This window comes from Mucilaginibacter limnophilus (assembly GCF_004005815.1).
GTDB lineage: Bacteria > Bacteroidota > Bacteroidia > Sphingobacteriales > Sphingobacteriaceae > Mucilaginibacter > Mucilaginibacter limnophilus.
Genome location: NZ_SACK01000008.1, coordinates 231,001 through 248,857, shown reverse-complemented (window position 1 = coordinate 248,857; position 17,857 = coordinate 231,001). Strand labels below are relative to the sequence as shown.

The window sequence follows — 17,857 nt, the reverse complement described above, 5'->3', positions numbered from 1 at the left end:
TATCAACGCCTTACGAAATAAAATGCTCCAGCGCATTGTCTCTGTTGTAAAAAACAACAAAACCTATCATTCAAAAATAGCAGCTTAATCTTGCTTTTATCATAGAAATCTTTTCCGGCAAAAGAAAAAGTAACATCCACTAACGCACAATATGGCGCAAAGCCATTGCTAACGGAGCTCTGTAGCCCCATTTGACAACATTACTGCAAAGCGCAGAGCCTGTATACACCCTCTCCATTGGAGAGGGTGTATACAGGCAGTGAGTTAATCACAAACATCAATGGGTGAGGCTATGGCACCGTGCTTCAGTGCAACTGAAGCACGGTGTTGGCGGTGTTGGCGGTGTTGACGGTGTTGACGGTGTTGACGGTGTTGACAAGTGTTTACCCTGTTGACGTCAACACCTGCACTAATTCAGTTAAATTCGAAATTACACATCCGAAATCCGGAATCACATCTCTTTCTTAACCCGTTTCAGCACCATTAAATTCTGAGGATTACTGCTGTAGCCTGATATACTTTTCTGGTACAGGTTTACCAGCTTATCATAATACAAAATCACCACCGGCGACCGACTCATGATCAGGTTATCCATTTTGCGGTACAGATCATACCTGGCTGAATCATCTTTTATATAATAAGCCTGCTCAAACAACTTGTCAAATTCTTTATCGCTAAAGCCGGTATAGTTTGGTCCGTAAGGTATTTTGTTTTTCGAGTAGAAGACAGAAAGGTAGTTTTCGCCATCCGGGTAATCGGCAATCCATGATCCACGAAAAAAGTTGACGCCATTCTTAGCCATCAGTTCGCGCAGACTTGCACCCTGGGTTACCTCAACGCGGGTTTTTATATTCACCTTTTCCAGCTCACCTTGTATGTATTCAATCAGATCACGGTAGGTGGTGGTAGTGTTCAATACTATTTCGGGCAAACCACGTCCGTTGCGAAAGCCGGCCTCGGCCAGCAACCGCCGCGACTTTGCAGGATCATAACCATATCCCTTTACCTTACCGGCATCAAAGCCCGGCATACCTTTGGGAATAAAGCCCGCATTGCCCGGCGTACCTACGCCGTTACGCAGGTATTTTATCATCTTTTGCTTATCAATAGCATAATTAATAGCCTGCCGAACTTTCAAAAGCCGCAAGGGTGAGTGCTTCACAATGGCGATGTTGGTATCGATGAGTATGCCGAGATATTCGGTATTCAAATAAGGGCGGCTGTTTAAAATAAACTTATCACGATATTTTGATGTGAGCTTGCCTGATTTGGTCAGGATATCATTACGGTAACTGCCATCCACTCCATTGAAAAAATCAAGATTGCCCTTGACAAATTCCATAAAGGCGGTTTGCTTGTCGCTTAAAAAAGTTGCCTTTACTGCGTCGAGGTAGGGGAGTTGCCTGCCTTGGCTGTCTTTCTCCCAGTAATGCTCATTTCTAAGCAAAACCATTACCTGGCGCTCTTTCCAGTATTTAAACTTAAATGGCCCGGTACCAACAGGGTGGCTGCGAAAGTCTTTACCATAATGTTCGACCACCTCGTGCGGCACGGCCGAGCTATACTGCGCGGTAAGCAAACTTAGCAACGGCGGAAATGGCTGACGAAGTTTTATTATAAATGTCGTATCGTTCGGTGCAAAAAAGGCTTCCTTGCCGGTTACCTTGTCGCTAAATATCCACGAGCCTGACGACCCTACCTTCGGGTCGATAAGCCGGGAAAAACTGTAGGCAAAGTCGGCAGCTATACACCTGCGGCCCCTGCCATTTCTAAAAAGCGGATCATCATGAAAATAAACGTCGTTACGCAAAAAGAAGGTGTACTGCAGGCCGTCGCGGCTAATTTGCCAGCGTTTGGCTATACATGGAACAGTTTTAAGGCTATCGTTTATTTGTACAAGTCCGTTATATAACTGATTGTCCATCCAAAGGGCATTCTGGTTACGCGCAAAAGCCGGATCGAGGCTGGTGAGGCCGTCTTCAAGGTTAATATTAAATACAGTTTTATGCCCGGCAGGCGTATTGCTTCCACATGAAAAAAGTATCCATGCAAAAAAATAAATTAAATAGACAGCCTGCCTTTTCATACTTAAATATAGCTTAAGCAGGTATATAAACGATATTTTTTTAAACCTTCGGGGTATTATTACATCCAAATTATAACGTGGCAGTAAGCAGTGCATAAACATTCTGCCAACTTTTTTATAGAAGTGATGTTATTATCAAACAAATAATATTTTTAAGTCATGAAAAAGATATTTCAATACACCTTAACCATTTTAGCTTTAGCTGTAGTTATTTCGTCGTGCTCAAGTGTACGCAGCACCACATCGGCGCATGTACCACGCGACAGGTTTGTAGGCACCTGGACACTTAATACCGTAACTTATGAAGGCGGTTTGCTGCCAAACGCCGTACAATCAGTATTTGACCAAGCCCCTCCAAGTGAGTTTGTAGGCAGTACCTGGAAATTAACCAACAGTGGCAACGGTATTTACACTTTAGCCAACGGTACCTCGCAAACTATCTTTTGGTCGGTTTTTGAAGGAACCACCGGTACCCAGTTCCAGTTTAAAAAGATATATGAAGGCGATAAAGCTAAAAACGTTGCTGAGGGTTACCGCCTTGACGTAGGCAGCGCTACTAAAGATAACCTGGTATTAAAAACACCTATCCCGATAGGTGCGCAAACCGGTTATGTGGTTTATAGCTTCAGTAAAAAATAATTGAATAAATAGCTTTATAACATAAAAGGCGAGGATATAACCCTCGCCTTTGTTATTTAAAGTGACTTAGCCCTCACTATTTCAATCCTTCTCAGTTGCATTGGCAAACTTTAAGCATACAGGCTTGCCTGCAGTGGTTGAACTTACCATGGCAGTAGGCTTGCCGGTGTTGGTATCAAGTTTAAATACATTAATAGTATCGCTATCCTGATGGGCTACCAGCAGGTAATTGCCTGTTGGGTCGATAACAAAATTGCGGGGAGTTTTGCCACGGGTTGAAAAGCGGTGAACAAACGTAAGCATGCCGGTACCCTGATCTATTGAGTAGATCACTATCTCATTCGCGTCGCCGCGGTTTGATGCGTATAGAAACCTGCCATCAGGTGAAATGTGCACATCAGCTGCACCAACTTTACCGGTAAAGCCATCGGCAAGCATGGTAACTTCCTGTATTTGCTTTAGTTCTCCTTTGTTGTAGTCAAATACGGTAACCCTGGCCGACATTTCTTCAACCGCATACAGGTGTTTTTTATCAAGCGAAAATTCAAGATGCCGTGGCCCGTTTCCGCCTGCTACCTTTATAAAAGGCGGCTCAGCAGGTGTTAAAGGGGGCTTTTGCCCGCTTTTATATTTGGTAACATGAATTTTATCAGTTCCTAAGTCTGTATATAGCACAAACTTCTCATCGGGTGATAAAAATGCCGTATGTACATGCGGGCCTTCCTGACGTTCTTTGTTGATGCCGCTGCCTTTTTCCTGTATCATCTGGGAGGCAGGTTGTATCGAGCCATTTTCGTTAACGGGTAATACCGCTAAGCTGCCGCTCGAATAATTGGCCACAAACAGGTTTTTGCGGTCTTCATCAACACTGATGTAGCATGGCGCCGCGCCGTTTGATTTTTGTTTATTAATGAAGGTAAGCTGCCCATTTTTGGGCTCGAAGCTATAAGCATAAACCTGTCCGTCATCAGTTTCACTAACCGCGTAAACAAATTTGTTATCTTTATCAATGGCAAGGTATGATGGATTAGGTATATCATCCGACTGGCTTAGATACGCCAGCCTGCCTGTTTCTGCATAAAATCGATATACGCTGATTCCTGTACTTTTTTCGCTGGTGTACGCTCCAACAATCAGGTCGAATGTTTTTGGGCCTTTTTTCTTTTTATCTTGTGCAAGCATAAGCAATGGCGATAGTAATGCAATTGCTAATAAAACTCTTTTCATAACATGCAGATTTAATTATTACAAATTAAACAAAAAAACGCCCCGTTGTAGCAGGGCGTTTCTTTTATAATAAATGTTTTAGCTGTATTAGCTCCTTTTCTTCAAGATATCTCCAGCGGCCTCGTGGAAGATCTTTTTTGGTAAGTCCGGCATAAACTACACGGTCAAGTTTTACTACCTCATAGCCTAAATGTTCAAAAATACGGCGTACAATACGGTTTTTACCACTATGTATCTGTATGCCTACTTCGCGCTTACTGCCACCCTGTACATAGGAAATTGAATCAGGCTTAATAAGGCCATCTTCCAGCTCAAGGCCAAAAGCTATTTTATTTAGATCGCCCTGCGTAAGGCTTTTACTTAGCTCAACCTGATAAAGTTTTACTACGTTGCTGCGCGGATGCGAAAGTTTATCGGCAAGGTCTCCATCGTTAGTCATAAGCAACAAACCGGTTGTATTACGATCGAGGCGGCCAACCGGATAAATGCGTTCTTTGCTGGCTTTGTCAACAAGGTGCATCACTGTACGGCGTTCCTGCGGATCGTCAGTGGTGGTAATGTAATCTTTTGGCTTATTCAAAAGCACATACACCATTTTTTCACGCTTCAGTGTTTCGCCGTTATAACGTACAGTATCAGTGGCAGGGTTAACTTTATAGCCCAGTTCAGATATTACTTCGCCGTTTACCGAAACTACTCCTGCTTCTATTAATTCATCAGCTTTACGACGAGAACAAATACCTGCATTAGCAATGTAACGGTTAAGTCTTATAAGGCCGCTTTCCTGCTCTTTTGGTTCGGCAGTTTTTTTGCGGCCACGCATCGTTTTTGACGAGGCGTCAAACTCCGGTCTGTCGTTATAGGCCCTTTCAGGCTTATCTTCAAAATTATCTGTTGGCCTGTCTCTATAATTGCCTGATTCACGCTTTTTGTATCCGCCGTCGGTGCGGGGTACATAGCCCCGTTTGCCAGTACCGGCGCCGTAGCTTCTTGGCTTATCGCCATCGTTTCCGCGGCCGCCTAATGGTTTTTTGTTGTCGCCGCCTCTTGATAAATAGGGTCTTTTTTCACCCCCTTCTTTATTGAAGCTTCGTGCAGGCCTGTCTGATGATGATCTGTCTGGTCTGCCCGAATATGGCTTTTTACTGCCGCCTCTTCCTGAAAATGGCCCTTTGTCGCCATCATTGTCGAAATTACGTGCAGGCCTGTCGGCTCTTTCTCCCCTCCCTGAATATGATTTCCCGGCAGCACGTTTGTCGGCCGGTTTACTTTTTTCAAACTTTTTAAAGGGAGATTGGTTATCAGATGCGTCACCTTTATTGGTACCCCTGCCGCGGGCAGGACCCGATGGCTTGCCTGTGCGGCTGTTGGTTGAAGACCTTTTGGGTGACCCGGCGGACTTGTCGTCACGACTGTTCCCTTGCCTTTTAAATGCCATAGTATTATGATTTTACCCTCGATTGCGGGGCGACAAAGATACGGTATTTTAACACACTAAACAACTTTAGTTTAGTTACAACTGTAGGCGGTAGAATGTTTCAGAGAGAGGATGGAAAAATCAGTTGATAAGGCTTTGACTTGCAGAAAAAGCGCCAAAATCGGGTGGCCGATATAGGCTTTTTTGCAAAACGTGCAAAGTGTGCAAAAACGCTGTTTAACAGTATTTAAACGGCGTTTTTGCGGGTCTTAAAATGCGACCAAAACACTAAGTAAAATGTAAGTATTTGATAATGTGATTTATATAGCGTACTTTTGCGCAGAGTTTTACATAAAGTATAATAAATGATAAAAAAACGAATGACAAAAAAACACTTAATTACGTGCTCCGTAATGCTGGTGGTATTTTTCATTTCGGCTTTTGATCTTTGTGATGCCACGGCCTTCAACAGGTCACATGCAACTCATCGTAGTAATGCATTCTCTGTTATTAAAACAGAAGAAAAAAGCAACGAATACAGCTTTGCAAACAAGGCCCTGCCTGTTTATCGTCCCCGTGTAAAGCGAAAACTCAGCTATTCGTTATGGATGCATTCCTATACAAAAGTCCAGACAAATGCACTGCATAAAAAGGCAGCCAGATTATTCCCAATTATTGAGCCTATTTTGGCTTATTATGGTATCCCTGACGATTTCAAGTACATTCCGTTAGTAGAATCGGGCCTTAAAGGAGGCACATCGCCAAAAGGCGCACGCGGTTTATGGCAATTTATGCCTGGTACTGCCCGTCATTATGGCTTAAAAGTTAACCGTAAGCGAGACGAACGTCTTTTAACACGAAAGTCAACTATTGCTGCTTGTAAATACCTGCGCGAACTTTACAGCGAGTTTGGCGATTGGACACTCGCCGCCGCGGCTTACAACAATGGTTCGGTACAAATAGCTAGGGCAATGCGTAAGCAAAAAACCTGGGGCTATTATACTACGCGCTTTAACCGCGAAACCGGCAGCTATGTATATAAATTAGTTGCCATGAAAGCAATTATTGAAAACCCCGCCAAATATGGTTACAAAAGCAAAGAGCAGGAATTGCCCAAGCTTGTTAACCTCGACGAAATGCCGCAGTTTATAGCTGGCGCATTTTAATCTACCGGCATCGGAGCACATTCAAAGCCTGCCTTTTGTATAAGGGCAGGCTTTTTTATTTGATAAAAATCAAAATTGCTCCTGAGTAAGATCTTTACTAACGGCTACCCCCGCTAAGGTGCCGCTTGCAATAGCAGCAGACAGCGTACGCATTGCTGTTGTGTTATCGCCGCAGGCAAATACACCCGGAACTGATGTTTTGTTGATCATATCAATTTTAATATGGCCTTGTTCAGTAAACTCACAGCCTAATTTTTCAGGAGCATCAGTATGCTGAACAAATGGGAGGCGGGCATACAAAGCATTAATGGCTATGCTGCCTTCGTCTTTAAATACAACTTGTTCAATATAGCCGTCTTTGTGTATTAAATGGCTTATTTCACTGTCAGTTATCCGGATATTGTTTTTTATCAAGGCTTTGTGCTGCTCATCAGTAAAAGTGGCGGCGCCATTTGTAAATAATGTAAGTTGATCTGTCCAGTTGGATATCATTTTGGCCAATTCAAAGCCAGTGTCGCCATTAGCCAGTATGCCAGTGATTTTACCGCGGTATTCATAACCATGGCAATACGGACAATGAATGACTGATATACCCCAGCATTCGGCAAAACCTTCCATATAGGGCATAATGTCTTTAACGCCCGTAGCAAAAATAATTTTGCCTGCATAGTAATGGGTGGTAGCATTAACAGTAACAGTAAATGCTGTATTATGGCCGGTGACATCGGTAACTGTTGCATCAAGAAACTGAACTGTGGGATAAGCCTGTACATCTCGTTTTGCGACTTCCATTATATCAGCAGGAGTATGTCCATCGTGGGTTAAAAAATTATGCGAATGTGGTGTTTGCCGGTTGCAGGGCTTACCGTTGTCAATAATTAAAACCTTGCGCAGGGCACGGCCTAAAGCCAGTCCGGCAGAAAGGCCCGCACTGCTGCCGCCAATAATTATAACATCGAATTGTGATTGTGTTTCCATATTTATTATCCGGCCATGTAAGAGCCGTGTTAGTGTATTAATTAAGCCGCTGTTTTTTGAATGCCGATACTTTGACTAAAAGATATCCAAGCAAAACGTTTTATATCGTTCACAGCGATATCACCGGAAGTTATGGCCGATATCGTAGTGTTTACCATGCCCGAAAATAGCTTGTATATCCACGCTGAGGTAAGGACATCGGTTATTAAGCCTTGTTTTTGCAGTGTTACAATCAGGTTGAACAACCGGCCTTGTATCTGTCCCGCATTTCCGTCAGTTTCAGGTGTTTCCTGTTTAGGCATAATTTGATTCAGCTTATCAAAAAAAGCGAATTTGCTGCCGCAATCAATGGCCGCGTAAAGAGTAAGTTCTAATTGTTTGATCGGATTTTCGCTGGCGTCGAAAGCGGCATTCATGGCTGCCCGGCAGGTTACCGTAAGTGTTTCCTTGCAAGATGCTAATAATTTGTTCCGGTGGTTAAAATAGCGATAAAGCGTGCGGCTGGATATGCCGGCTTTATCGGCTACCATCTCAAGTGTGGCTGATGGGTTTTCGTTCAAAACGTAGATAGCAGTATCAACAATATTTTGCTCAGTTGATTTCATGTCGCAATTATATGACATTATTCAATTTATTGCGACATTTTGTTGTCATATTAATATTTCTTATAAACATTCAATCACATTGCGGTTACAATCACCTGTTATTAAACAAAGCCTTTTTATGTATATTTGCAAAAAATTTTAGCAAAACATTTATTGTTGAAACTAAGCCGCTTAACCGCGGTTAATCTATTGCGTTTTATATATTATATGAGTGATCAACGTATTGACCTGGGCGAACAAAGCGAAGTTGAAGTTTATGGTGCGCGGGTTCATAATTTAAAAAATATCGACGTTTCGTTTCCGCGTAACCAACTGGTGGTTGTTACCGGGCTTAGCGGCAGCGGAAAATCGTCACTGGCATTTGATACTATTTATGCTGAGGGGCAGCGCCGCTATATGGAAACATTTTCGGCTTACTCGCGCCAGTTTATGGGCGGCATGGAGCGCCCGGATGTAGATAAAGTGTCGGGTCTAAGTCCGGTAATCGCTATCGAGCAGAAAACAACCAGCAAAAACCCCCGCTCAACGGTGGGTACTATTACCGAGATATACGATTTTATGCGTTTGTTGTTCGCCCGTGCGGGTGATGCTTACTCTTACACCACAGGTGAGAAAATGGAGCGCATGAGTGAAGACCAGATACTGCGTACCATTAACGAAAAGTTTGACGGTCAGCCTGTAAACATTATGGCGCCGGTGGTAAAAGGCCGTAAAGGACATTACCGCGAACTATTTGAAAGCATACGCAAACAAGGGTATTTAAAAGTTTGGGTTGACGGTACAATTGCCGATGTAACACCCAAAATGCAGCTTGACAGGTACAAAATACACGATATAGATATTGTGGTTGACCGGTTGGTTGTTAACGAAAAAGACGGCAAGCGTTTATATGATTCGGTGCAAACAGCGCTAAAGCTGGCAAAAGGTATCATCCGCATTGCTGATAAAGATAACAATGTATCATACTTTAGTAAGTATTTGATGGACCCGGTTTCGGGTATCTCATATGATGAGCCTCAGCCAAATACATTTTCATTCAACTCGCCTTATGGCGCCTGCGAAAAGTGTAACGGACTTGGCTATATTTTCGAGGTGGATGAGTCGGCAGTGATACCTAATCCAAAATTAAGCATAGAAAAAGGCGGCCTTGCGCCCATTGGCGAATACAAAGAAACATGGATTTTTCAGGTGCTGAAAGCGCTGGGCAAAAAGTTTGAGTTTTCGCTTTCTACCCCGATTGAAAAACTGGATCGGGAAAAGCTTGATATTATTTTAAACGGTACTGAGGAAAAGATAAGCGTTGCGGTAGAGTACAACAAATGGAACGTACAAAACTATTCCATCAACTTTGAAGGTATAGTTAAAATGCTGGAAGACCAGCAGGAACGCCGTGGTGACGACGACGTGGAAGACATGGAAAATTACCGTGTGCTTAAAACCTGCCCGGTTTGTGGCGGTGCAAGGTTGAAAAAAGAATCGCTGCACTTCAAGGTTGATGAAAAGAATATCTTCGAGTTAGCCTGCATGGACATCACCACGCTGAATGCCTGGTTTGATAATCTGGAAGGAAGGCTTAGCGAGCGTCAGAACGTTATTGCCCGCGAGATACTGAAAGAGATACGTGCACGCATTGGCTTTTTGCTTGATGTAGGCTTGAGCTACTTAACGCTTGACCGTACAGCCAAAACCCTTTCGGGCGGCGAGGCGCAGCGGATCAGGCTGGCTACACAAATTGGTTCGCAATTAATGAATGTAATGTACATCCTTGACGAGCCAAGCATCGGCCTTCACCAGCGGGATAACGAGCGCCTGATAAACGCGCTTAAAAATCTGCGCGACCTGGGTAATACCGTACTTGTAGTTGAGCACGATAAAGACATGATACTTGAAGCTGACCACGTGATTGACATGGGGCCGGCAGCCGGTGTTCATGGCGGTCAGGTGGTAGCGCAAGGTACCCCTGCCGAACTGATGAAAGAACATACACTTACCACATCATATATTAACGGGGAACGCGAAATAAAAATCCCTAAAAAGCGCCGTGAAGGTAACGGTAACAAGCTGGTATTGAAAAAAGCGTCTGGACATAATTTAAAGAATGTTTCGGTAGAGTTTCCATTAGGTAAGCTGATAGGCATCACCGGCGTATCAGGCAGCGGTAAATCAAGTTTAATTACTGAAACCCTATACCCAATATTAAATCATCATTTCTTCCGGGCTAAAAAACAGCCTTTACCATATGGAAGCATTGAAGGGTTGGAAAAAATTGATAAGGTTATCGAGATCGATCAAACGCCAATCGGTCGTACACCGCGTTCAAACCCGGCTACCTACACCGGTGTGTTTTCAGACATCCGTAACTTGTATGTGCAACTGCCTGAAGCCAAGATACGCGGCTACAAACCGGGACGTTTCTCGTTCAATGTAAAAGGCGGGCGTTGTGAAACCTGCCAGGGTGCGGGTATGAAAGTAATTGAAATGAACTTTTTGCCAGATGTACAAGTTCCTTGTGAAGAATGTGGTGGCAGGCGATACAACCGAGAAACCCTTGAAGTGCGTTATCGCGGAAAATCCATAAGTGATGTATTGGACATGAGCATTGAGGACGCGGTTGCGTTTTTTGAGCATATCCCATCAATCTACCGAAAGGTAAAAACACTATTTGACGTTGGTTTAGGCTATATCACGCTTGGGCAGGCGTCAACCACCCTATCGGGTGGTGAGGCGCAGCGTGTAAAGCTGGCTACCGAGCTTTCTAAAAAAGACACAGGCAATACATTTTACATACTTGATGAACCAACTACCGGCTTGCACTTTGAGGACATTAATGTATTGCTTGGCGTACTTAACCAGTTAGTTGATAAGGGCAATACGGTATTGGTTATCGAGCATAATCTTGACGTAATAAAGGTTGCTGATCATGTGATAGACCTTGGTCCGGAAGGCGGTTCAGGTGGTGGTAAAATACTGTTCAGCGGTACGCCTGAAGGCTTGTGCAAGGTGAAAGACAGCTTTACCGGCAAGTTTTTAAAGAAGGAGATGGGCATAAAGTAACAAACGTGCAAGCTTCCTATATTTTACACGCTGTTAACACATTTGCCATAAATAGCTGTTAACATTGCAGTTGAAAATGAAAATAGGAATTGTTTGTTATCCAACCTTCGGCGGTAGCGGGGTTGTTGCCACAGAGTTAGGGAAAGCGCTTGCCGATCGTGGCCACCAGGTTCACTTTGTAACATATAACCAGCCGGCCCGTCTCGACCTGTTTTCTGAAAACCTCTTCTATCACGAGGTGTCGGTTTCTAACTATCCTTTGTTTGACTTTCCGCCGTATGAGCTGGCTCTTGCAAGTCGACTGGTAGATGTTGTGCGTTTTGAAAAGCTCGACGTATTGCATGTTCATTATGCCATTCCACATGCTTCAGCAGCGTTTATGGCAAAGCAGATTTTGGCCACCTACGGTATTGACATTCCCTTTGTTACCACCCTGCATGGTACCGATATTACTCTTGTTGGTAAAGATCGTACGTATAATCCGGTAGTTACTTTTTCCATCAATAAGTCTGACGGAGTAACCGCCGTATCTGAACATTTACGCAAAGACACTTACGACTTTTTCGATATACAGAACGAGATAAAGGTTATCCCGAACTTTATAGATTTGAACCGTTTCAGCCTGAAGCCGAAAGACCATTTCCGCAAGGCGATAGCACCAAACGGTGAAAAAATACTGGTACATACCTCTAATTTTCGTAAGGTAAAACGTACCGAAGATGTGGTAAAGATTTTTGCTGAAGTGGTGAAGGAAGTGCCCGCACGCCTGCTTATGGTGGGTGATGGTGGCGAGCGTTCGGGATGTGAGCAACTGGCGCGCGACCTTGGCGTAGCCGACCAGATACGCTTCCTGGGCAAACAGGACGCTATTGAAGAAATACTTTCAGTGTCTGACCTGTTCCTGATGCCATCACAATCAGAGAGTTTTGGTTTAGCCGCACTTGAAGCCATGGCCTGTAAGGTGCCTGTTATCAGCAGCAACACAGGTGGTTTACCCGAATTGAATGTTGACGGTGAAACCGGCTTTTTAAAGGATGTTGGCGACGTAAAAGGCATGGCCGAAGCCGCTATACATATACTTCAGGACGACGACCGCCTTAATACTTTTAAAGAGAATGCCCTTGCCCGTGCCAAAGTATTCGACCTGCAGAATATACTGCCTGAGTATGAGAATTACTATATGCAGGTAATTGAGCGAAGTAAAGCGGGAAAATAAGTTATTCTTTTGTCATTCTGAGCGATAGCGAAGAATCTGTAGCGAACTTCTAATCGCCGATAGATTCTTCGCTATCGCTCAGAATGACAGTTATAGAAATCGCTCTCTCAAATACTCGCCCGTATAAGACCCTTCCTGTTTAATCAAATCTTCGGGCACACCTTCAAACACCACATTACCACCGCGGTCGCCACCTTCGGGGCCGATGTCAATAATCCAGTCGGCGCATTTAATAACGTCCATATTGTGTTCTATTACAATGATGGTATTACCCTGGTTCAACAGCGCGTCGAATGATTTTAGTAGTTTCTTTATATCAGCAAAATGTAGCCCGGTAGTCGGTTCGTCAAAAATAAACAGCGTTTTATTGGTGTTGTTGCCTTTCACCAGGAACGAAGCCAGCTTGATGCGTTGCGCCTCACCGCCCGATAGGGTGTTTGAAGATTGCCCCAGATGCACATAACCTAAACCTACATCGACCAAAGGTTTTATTTTGTTGATGATTTTGGTCTCTTTGGCGAAGAATTCAACGGCCTCGTCAATGGTCAAATTCAATACTTCCGATACATTCTTTTCATTGTAGGTAATGTCAAGTACGTTTTGCTTGAAACGATTACCGTTGCAGGCTTCGCATGTCAAAAAGATATCAGCCATAAACTGCATCTCTATCTTTACTTCACCTTCGCCCTGGCAAACGTCGCAACGGCCACCTTCAACATTAAATGAAAACGCTGATGGCTTTAAGCCTGCTGCTTTAGCCGATGCTTGTGAGGCATACAGGTTACGTATCTCGTCCCAGGCCTTAACGTAAGTAACCGGGTTCGAGCGCGATGAGCGACCTATAGGGTTCTGGTCGACCAATTCCACCTGCTCAATTTTATTGTAATCGCCCTCAATAGCATCGTATGCGCCGGTTTGCTCGCCGTTGTAATTGCCCAGCGTTTTTTGCAGGGCAGGGTGCAGGATGCGTTTTACAAGGCTTGTTTTACCAGAGCCGGAAACCCCTGTAACCACAGTAAGCACGCCTAACGGGAACTTGGCGGTTACATGCTTTAGGTTATTTTCGCGCGCGCCTTTTATGGTAATGTGATCGTTCCATTTACGGCGTTGCGTTGGAATAGCAATTTCTTCTCTTCCGCTTAAATACTTGCCGGTAAGACTTTTATCGTCAGTTATTATGTCGGTGTAGGTACCTGTAAATATCAACTCGCCGCCGTGTGTACCGGCTTCAGGGCCGATATCAATAATATGGTCTGCCGCTTTCATTACTTCCTCTTCGTGCTCAACAACCAAAACGGTGTTGCCTACATCACGCAGAGATTTAAGTACGCCTATCAGGCGGTTGGTGTCGCGCGGGTGCAGGCCGATACTCGGTTCATCCAATACATAAATGGACCCTACCAAACTGCTGCCTAAGGAAGTAGCCAAATTAATACGCTGCGACTCACCCCCCGATAAAGTATTCGACAAACGGTTCAATGTAAGATAACTCAATCCAACATCATTTAAAAAGTTAAGCCGGTTGGTTATCTCGGTTAACAACCTGCGGCCAATCTTTTCATCATGTGCCGAAAGCTCGAGCCCATTAAAAAACTCAAAGGCTTTATCAAGCGGCATTAGTACAATGTCGGTTATCGATTTGCCGTTGATCTTTACATAAGCCGCATCGGGGCGCAAACGACTACCTTTACAATCAGGGCAGGTGGTTTTTCCGCGGTAGCGTGAAAGCAGAACGCGGTATTGTATCTTATAAGTTTGTTCTTCCAGTTCCTTAAAGAAAGCATCTAAACCCTGGAAGTAGCTGTTGCCCTTCCAAAGCAGGCGCTGTTGCTCTTCGGTAAGCTGATTGTACTGGCGGTGTATCGGGAAGTCAAACTTAATAGCGTTTTTCACAAGGCGGTCGTTCCACTCCCGCATTTTTTCGCCGCGCCAAGGCGCTATGGCGCCTTCGTACACGGTTTTACTTTTATCGGGAATAACCAAGTCTTCGTCAATGCCAATCACCTTGCCATAGCCCTCGCATTTTTTACAGGCTCCGTAAGGGTTGTTAAAGCTGAAAAAGTTTGGCGAAGGCTCTTCAAAACGGATACCGTCAAGTTCGAAGCGGTCGCAAAAAAAGCGTTCCTGCTCAGCGTCGCCATCTTGCCAGCGTATGTAACAATCACCTTTACCTTCAAAAAACGCGGTTTGGATACTGTCACCCAGGCGGCTTACGGTTTCCTCTTCCTCGTTTTTGGTAACACGGTCAATCACAATTCGCACATCGCTATGATCGGCATCCGACTGAGTATGGTCTGCTTTCTTCGACTTTTTAGTTGACATTTCAGTATCGGCCGCAATGCTTTCATCTTCAAGCAATGCCTCAATACGAGCCAGCTTACCTTTATATTCAACACGCACAAAGCCTTTTTGCATCAGTACGGCAAGCTCCTCTTTCAGGCTGCGGTTGTTGTGCGGGTGTAACGGACAAAGTATAGTAACCTGAGTATCGTCTGGCAGGCTAAGCACAAAGTTGATCACATCGGTAACCGTGTCTCTTTTAACAATATTGCCCGATAAAGGCGAATACGTTTTGCCAATGCGCGAAAACAGCAGCTTTAAATAATCATATATCTCGGTAGAGGTACCTACGGTTGAGCGCGGGTTCGAGGTGATTACCTTCTGCTCTATAGCTATGGCAGGGGCAATGCCTTTAATATAATCAACATCAGGCTTGTTCATCCGCCCTAAAAACTGGCGCGCGTATGATGAAAGGCTTTCCACATAACGGCGCTGGCCTTCGGCGTACAGCGTATCAAACGCCAGCGACGATTTGCCCGAGCCCGACATGCCTGTAACCACCACCAGCTTATTCTTAGGTATGGCAACATCAAGGTTCTTCAGGTTATGCACCTTTGCGCCTTTTATAATTATATGCTTTTGAGCGTCTTTTTCTGCTTCGTTAATCATGCGTTGTATGTCGATAGTCCATAGACGATAGTTTCTATGGACTATGGTCTATCGACTAAATGAGAAAGTGCAAAAATCCTAAAATGTTTAGCAAGATGCAAATGCACGGAAAGAATTGTTGTCAGTAAGAGGTAATAGTATAGCAAAGAAAAGTATTGTACAATAAAAGATTATCCCAAAAATCTTTAAGTAGCCGTTAAACGTAGGTACACTTACATAGTCAAACAAATAAATTTGCTTTTTATTGTTATTTTTATTTTATTTGAGATAAGAAATTCTTTAACCCCTAAAAGAAAGCACGCTATAGGAAAAACTTTACTTAACATTTATTTAAAACTATATTTAAGTAGAGAGATTTCTATGGATTTAAAATTGCAAAGTGATCAGGATCTAATCCATCTATATATATCAGGCGACGAAGGCGGGCTTGTTGAACTTATCCGCAGGTATCAGTCAAAAATATATACTTCTATTTATTTGCTTGTTAAAGACGAATATCTGGCCGAGGATATCTTTCAGGATGCCTTTATAAAAGTAATAAACACCTTAAAAGCCGGAAAATATAACGAGGAGGGTAAGTTTTTACCTTGGGTAACCCGTATTGCGCACAACCTGGTGATCGACCATTTTCGCCGTGAAAAACGCGCGCCTATGGTTAGTAACGGCGACGACTTTGATATTTTCGAGGTTTTGGGTAATTATGATGAGAGTACCGAAGACCGTATGGTGCGCGAACAAACGCATAAAGACCTGAAAAGCCTTATCCAGTTATTGCCTTCAGAGCAAAAAGAGGTGCTTATTATGCGCCACTTTGGTGATATGAGCTTTAAGGAAATTGCCGATGTTACCGATGTAAGCATCAACACCGCGTTGGGCCGTATGCGTTACGCCCTTAATAACCTGCGTAAAATGATGCAAACCAAGGAGCTGAGCCTTAAAAACTAATTTTTTCCGTTAACCAATTTTGTAGAAGGAAACAAAAAGCAATAATCATAACTTTATGATGTTATGCTGCCATTGCTTACTTCTGCCGATATACGTAAAGCCGACGAATATACCATTAGCCACGAGCCCGTTGCTTCTATTGATTTGATGGAACGGGCCGCAAGGGCGTTTGTAGGCTGGTTTTTAAACCACTTTCCTGACAAGCAAAAAGCGATAGCTGTTTACTGCGGCACCGGTAACAACGGTGGCGACGGACTTGCTATTGCCCGTATGCTGCACCAGCATCAGTATAAAAATATTTATGTTACCATTACGCGTTTCAGCGATAAAGCTTCGGCTGATTTTACTGAAAACCTAACCCGTCTGCAGCATACCGATGTGCCTTTTAAAGAAGTAAATTCGGCAGCTGAAGTGACAGCAGAAAACTGCCCGATAATCATCGATGCCCTTTTAGGCAGCGGCCTTAACAAGCCCCTGGATGGTGAATACAAACATTTTGTTGAATATTTAAATAGCGTTGATGCAACCGTTGTAGCTATTGACGTCCCCACGGGTTTTTTTGCTGAAGGCGCGATTGAGCAGGATGCTGTTGTTTTAAAAGCCGATTTGGTAATAACCTTTCAACAACCGAAGATTAATTTTTTATTGCCTGAAGCCAGCCATTACATCAATTGCTGCGAAGTAGTGAACATCGGTTTGGATGAAGAGTTTACCCGCTCACTTGATTCACCATATCAGTACATCGAAGAGAAAGATATACGCAAGCTGTTAAAACCGCGAAAACGGTTCACCAATAAAGGCACTTATGGCCACGCGCTAATTATAGCCGGTGAGGAAAAAACCATGGGGGCGGCATTGCTTAGCTCGGCAGGATCGGCATACGCAGGAGCAGGACTTACCAGTGCCTGCATACCTGCCAGCGGGCTGACAGCGCTTAATAGTTACCTGCCTGAATTAATGGCCGTAATACGTGATGGTAACAGTTTGCCCGACATAAAATGGGATAAATACAACAGCATAGCCATTGGTCCGGGGCTGGGTACTGGTGAAAATGCACTTGAACTACTTTCTGAAGTGCTTACCAATTACAAAAGGCCGATAGTTATTGACGCTGATGGGCTTAATCTGATAGCAATCAATAGTGTGCTGTTTGGTAATATTCCGCAGGGAAGTATTTTAACGCCGCACATGAAAGAGTTTGATCGTTTGTTTGGCGAGCATACAAGCTGGTGGGACAGGCTGCAAACTGCGCGTAAACAAGCAGAAGAAAGATATATATATATCATACTAAAAAACGATTATACCATAACGGCTACACCGCAAGGCAAGCTGTATTTTAACTCGACCAGTAATGCCGCTATGGCAACCGGTGGAATGGGAGATGTACTAACCGGGATACTGGCATCACTGCTGGCGCAAGGCTATTCCTCTGAAGATGCTTGTTTAATCGGTGTCTATATACATGGCAAAGCCGGCGACGAACTGGCGTTGCCTAACCGCATGAACGTGGTGTTGCCGGGTAAACTTGCACAGCAACTACCTTTAACTATGTCAAAACTTACCGTATAAAAAAAG

General features: G+C 43.9%; 12 protein-coding genes. 6 read left to right on the top strand and 6 right to left on the bottom strand.

Features of this window, described 5'->3' with window-relative positions; genetic code table 11:
• Window positions 1-451 precede the first annotated feature (451 nt).
• Window positions 452-2,086, bottom strand: a complete 1,635-nt coding sequence (locus EOD41_RS17220; protein WP_127707212.1) for an ABC transporter substrate-binding protein — start codon at window positions 2,084-2,086, stop codon at window positions 452-454.
• A gap of 159 nt (window positions 2,087-2,245) precedes the next feature.
• On the opposite strand from EOD41_RS17220, the gene EOD41_RS17215 reads away from it, so the two are divergent.
• Window positions 2,246-2,725 carry a hypothetical protein gene (locus EOD41_RS17215; protein ID WP_127707210.1) on the top strand — a complete coding sequence of 160 codons (480 nt, stop codon included), beginning with the start codon at window positions 2,246-2,248 and terminating at the stop codon, window positions 2,723-2,725.
• Window positions 2,726-2,806: 81 nt separating this feature from the next.
• Here EOD41_RS17215 and EOD41_RS17210 read toward each other — a convergent pair whose 3' ends face one another.
• Window positions 2,807-3,952, bottom strand: a complete 1,146-nt coding sequence (locus EOD41_RS17210; RefSeq protein WP_127707208.1) for a lactonase family protein — start codon at window positions 3,950-3,952, stop codon at window positions 2,807-2,809.
• A gap of 64 nt (window positions 3,953-4,016) precedes the next feature.
• Complete coding sequence (locus EOD41_RS17205; RefSeq protein ID WP_127707206.1) at window positions 4,017-5,390, bottom strand: pseudouridine synthase; 1,374 nt, start codon at window positions 5,388-5,390, stop codon at window positions 4,017-4,019.
• Window positions 5,391-5,782: 392 nt separating this feature from the next.
• Between EOD41_RS17205 and EOD41_RS17200 the strand changes: the two genes are divergently transcribed.
• Window positions 5,783-6,535, top strand: a complete 753-nt coding sequence (locus EOD41_RS17200; RefSeq protein WP_240663475.1) for a lytic transglycosylase domain-containing protein — start codon at window positions 5,783-5,785, stop codon at window positions 6,533-6,535.
• A gap of 69 nt (window positions 6,536-6,604) precedes the next feature.
• On the opposite strand, the gene EOD41_RS17195 is transcribed toward EOD41_RS17200, so the two are convergent.
• Both EOD41_RS17195 and EOD41_RS17190 read right to left on the bottom strand, forming a co-directional pair.
• On the bottom strand, window positions 6,605-7,513 hold the full coding sequence (locus EOD41_RS17195; protein WP_127707202.1) for an NAD(P)/FAD-dependent oxidoreductase: 909 nt from the start codon (window positions 7,511-7,513) through the stop codon (window positions 6,605-6,607).
• Window positions 7,514-7,554: 41 nt separating this feature from the next.
• On the bottom strand, window positions 7,555-8,118 hold the full coding sequence (locus EOD41_RS17190) for a TetR/AcrR family transcriptional regulator (protein WP_164849973.1): 564 nt from the start codon (window positions 8,116-8,118) through the stop codon (window positions 7,555-7,557).
• A gap of 207 nt (window positions 8,119-8,325) precedes the next feature.
• Here EOD41_RS17190 and uvrA (EOD41_RS17185) point away from each other — a divergent pair, with 207 nt between their 5' ends.
• Together uvrA (EOD41_RS17185) and bshA are read left to right on the top strand one after the other, a co-directional pair.
• Window positions 8,326-11,172, top strand: a complete 2,847-nt coding sequence (gene uvrA / locus EOD41_RS17185) for an excinuclease ABC subunit UvrA (RefSeq protein ID WP_127707198.1) — start codon at window positions 8,326-8,328, stop codon at window positions 11,170-11,172.
• A gap of 76 nt (window positions 11,173-11,248) precedes the next feature.
• On the top strand, window positions 11,249-12,388 hold the full coding sequence (gene bshA, locus EOD41_RS17180; RefSeq protein WP_127707196.1) for an N-acetyl-alpha-D-glucosaminyl L-malate synthase BshA: 1,140 nt from the start codon (window positions 11,249-11,251) through the stop codon (window positions 12,386-12,388).
• A gap of 90 nt (window positions 12,389-12,478) precedes the next feature.
• Here bshA and uvrA (EOD41_RS17175) read toward each other — a convergent pair whose 3' ends face one another.
• Entirely contained in the window at window positions 12,479-15,337 is a 2,859-nt protein-coding gene (uvrA, locus tag EOD41_RS17175) for an excinuclease ABC subunit UvrA (protein WP_205780585.1), read from the bottom strand.
• A gap of 360 nt (window positions 15,338-15,697) precedes the next feature.
• On the opposite strand from uvrA (EOD41_RS17175), the gene EOD41_RS17170 reads away from it, so the two are divergent.
• Window positions 15,698-16,282 carry an RNA polymerase sigma factor gene (locus tag EOD41_RS17170; protein ID WP_127707194.1) on the top strand — a complete coding sequence of 195 codons (585 nt, stop codon included), beginning with the start codon at window positions 15,698-15,700 and terminating at the stop codon, window positions 16,280-16,282.
• 63 nt (window positions 16,283-16,345) lie between these two features.
• Entirely contained in the window at window positions 16,346-17,851 is a 1,506-nt protein-coding gene (locus tag EOD41_RS17165; RefSeq protein ID WP_127707192.1) for an NAD(P)H-hydrate dehydratase, read from the top strand.
• Window positions 17,852-17,857: the final 6 nt, after the last annotated feature.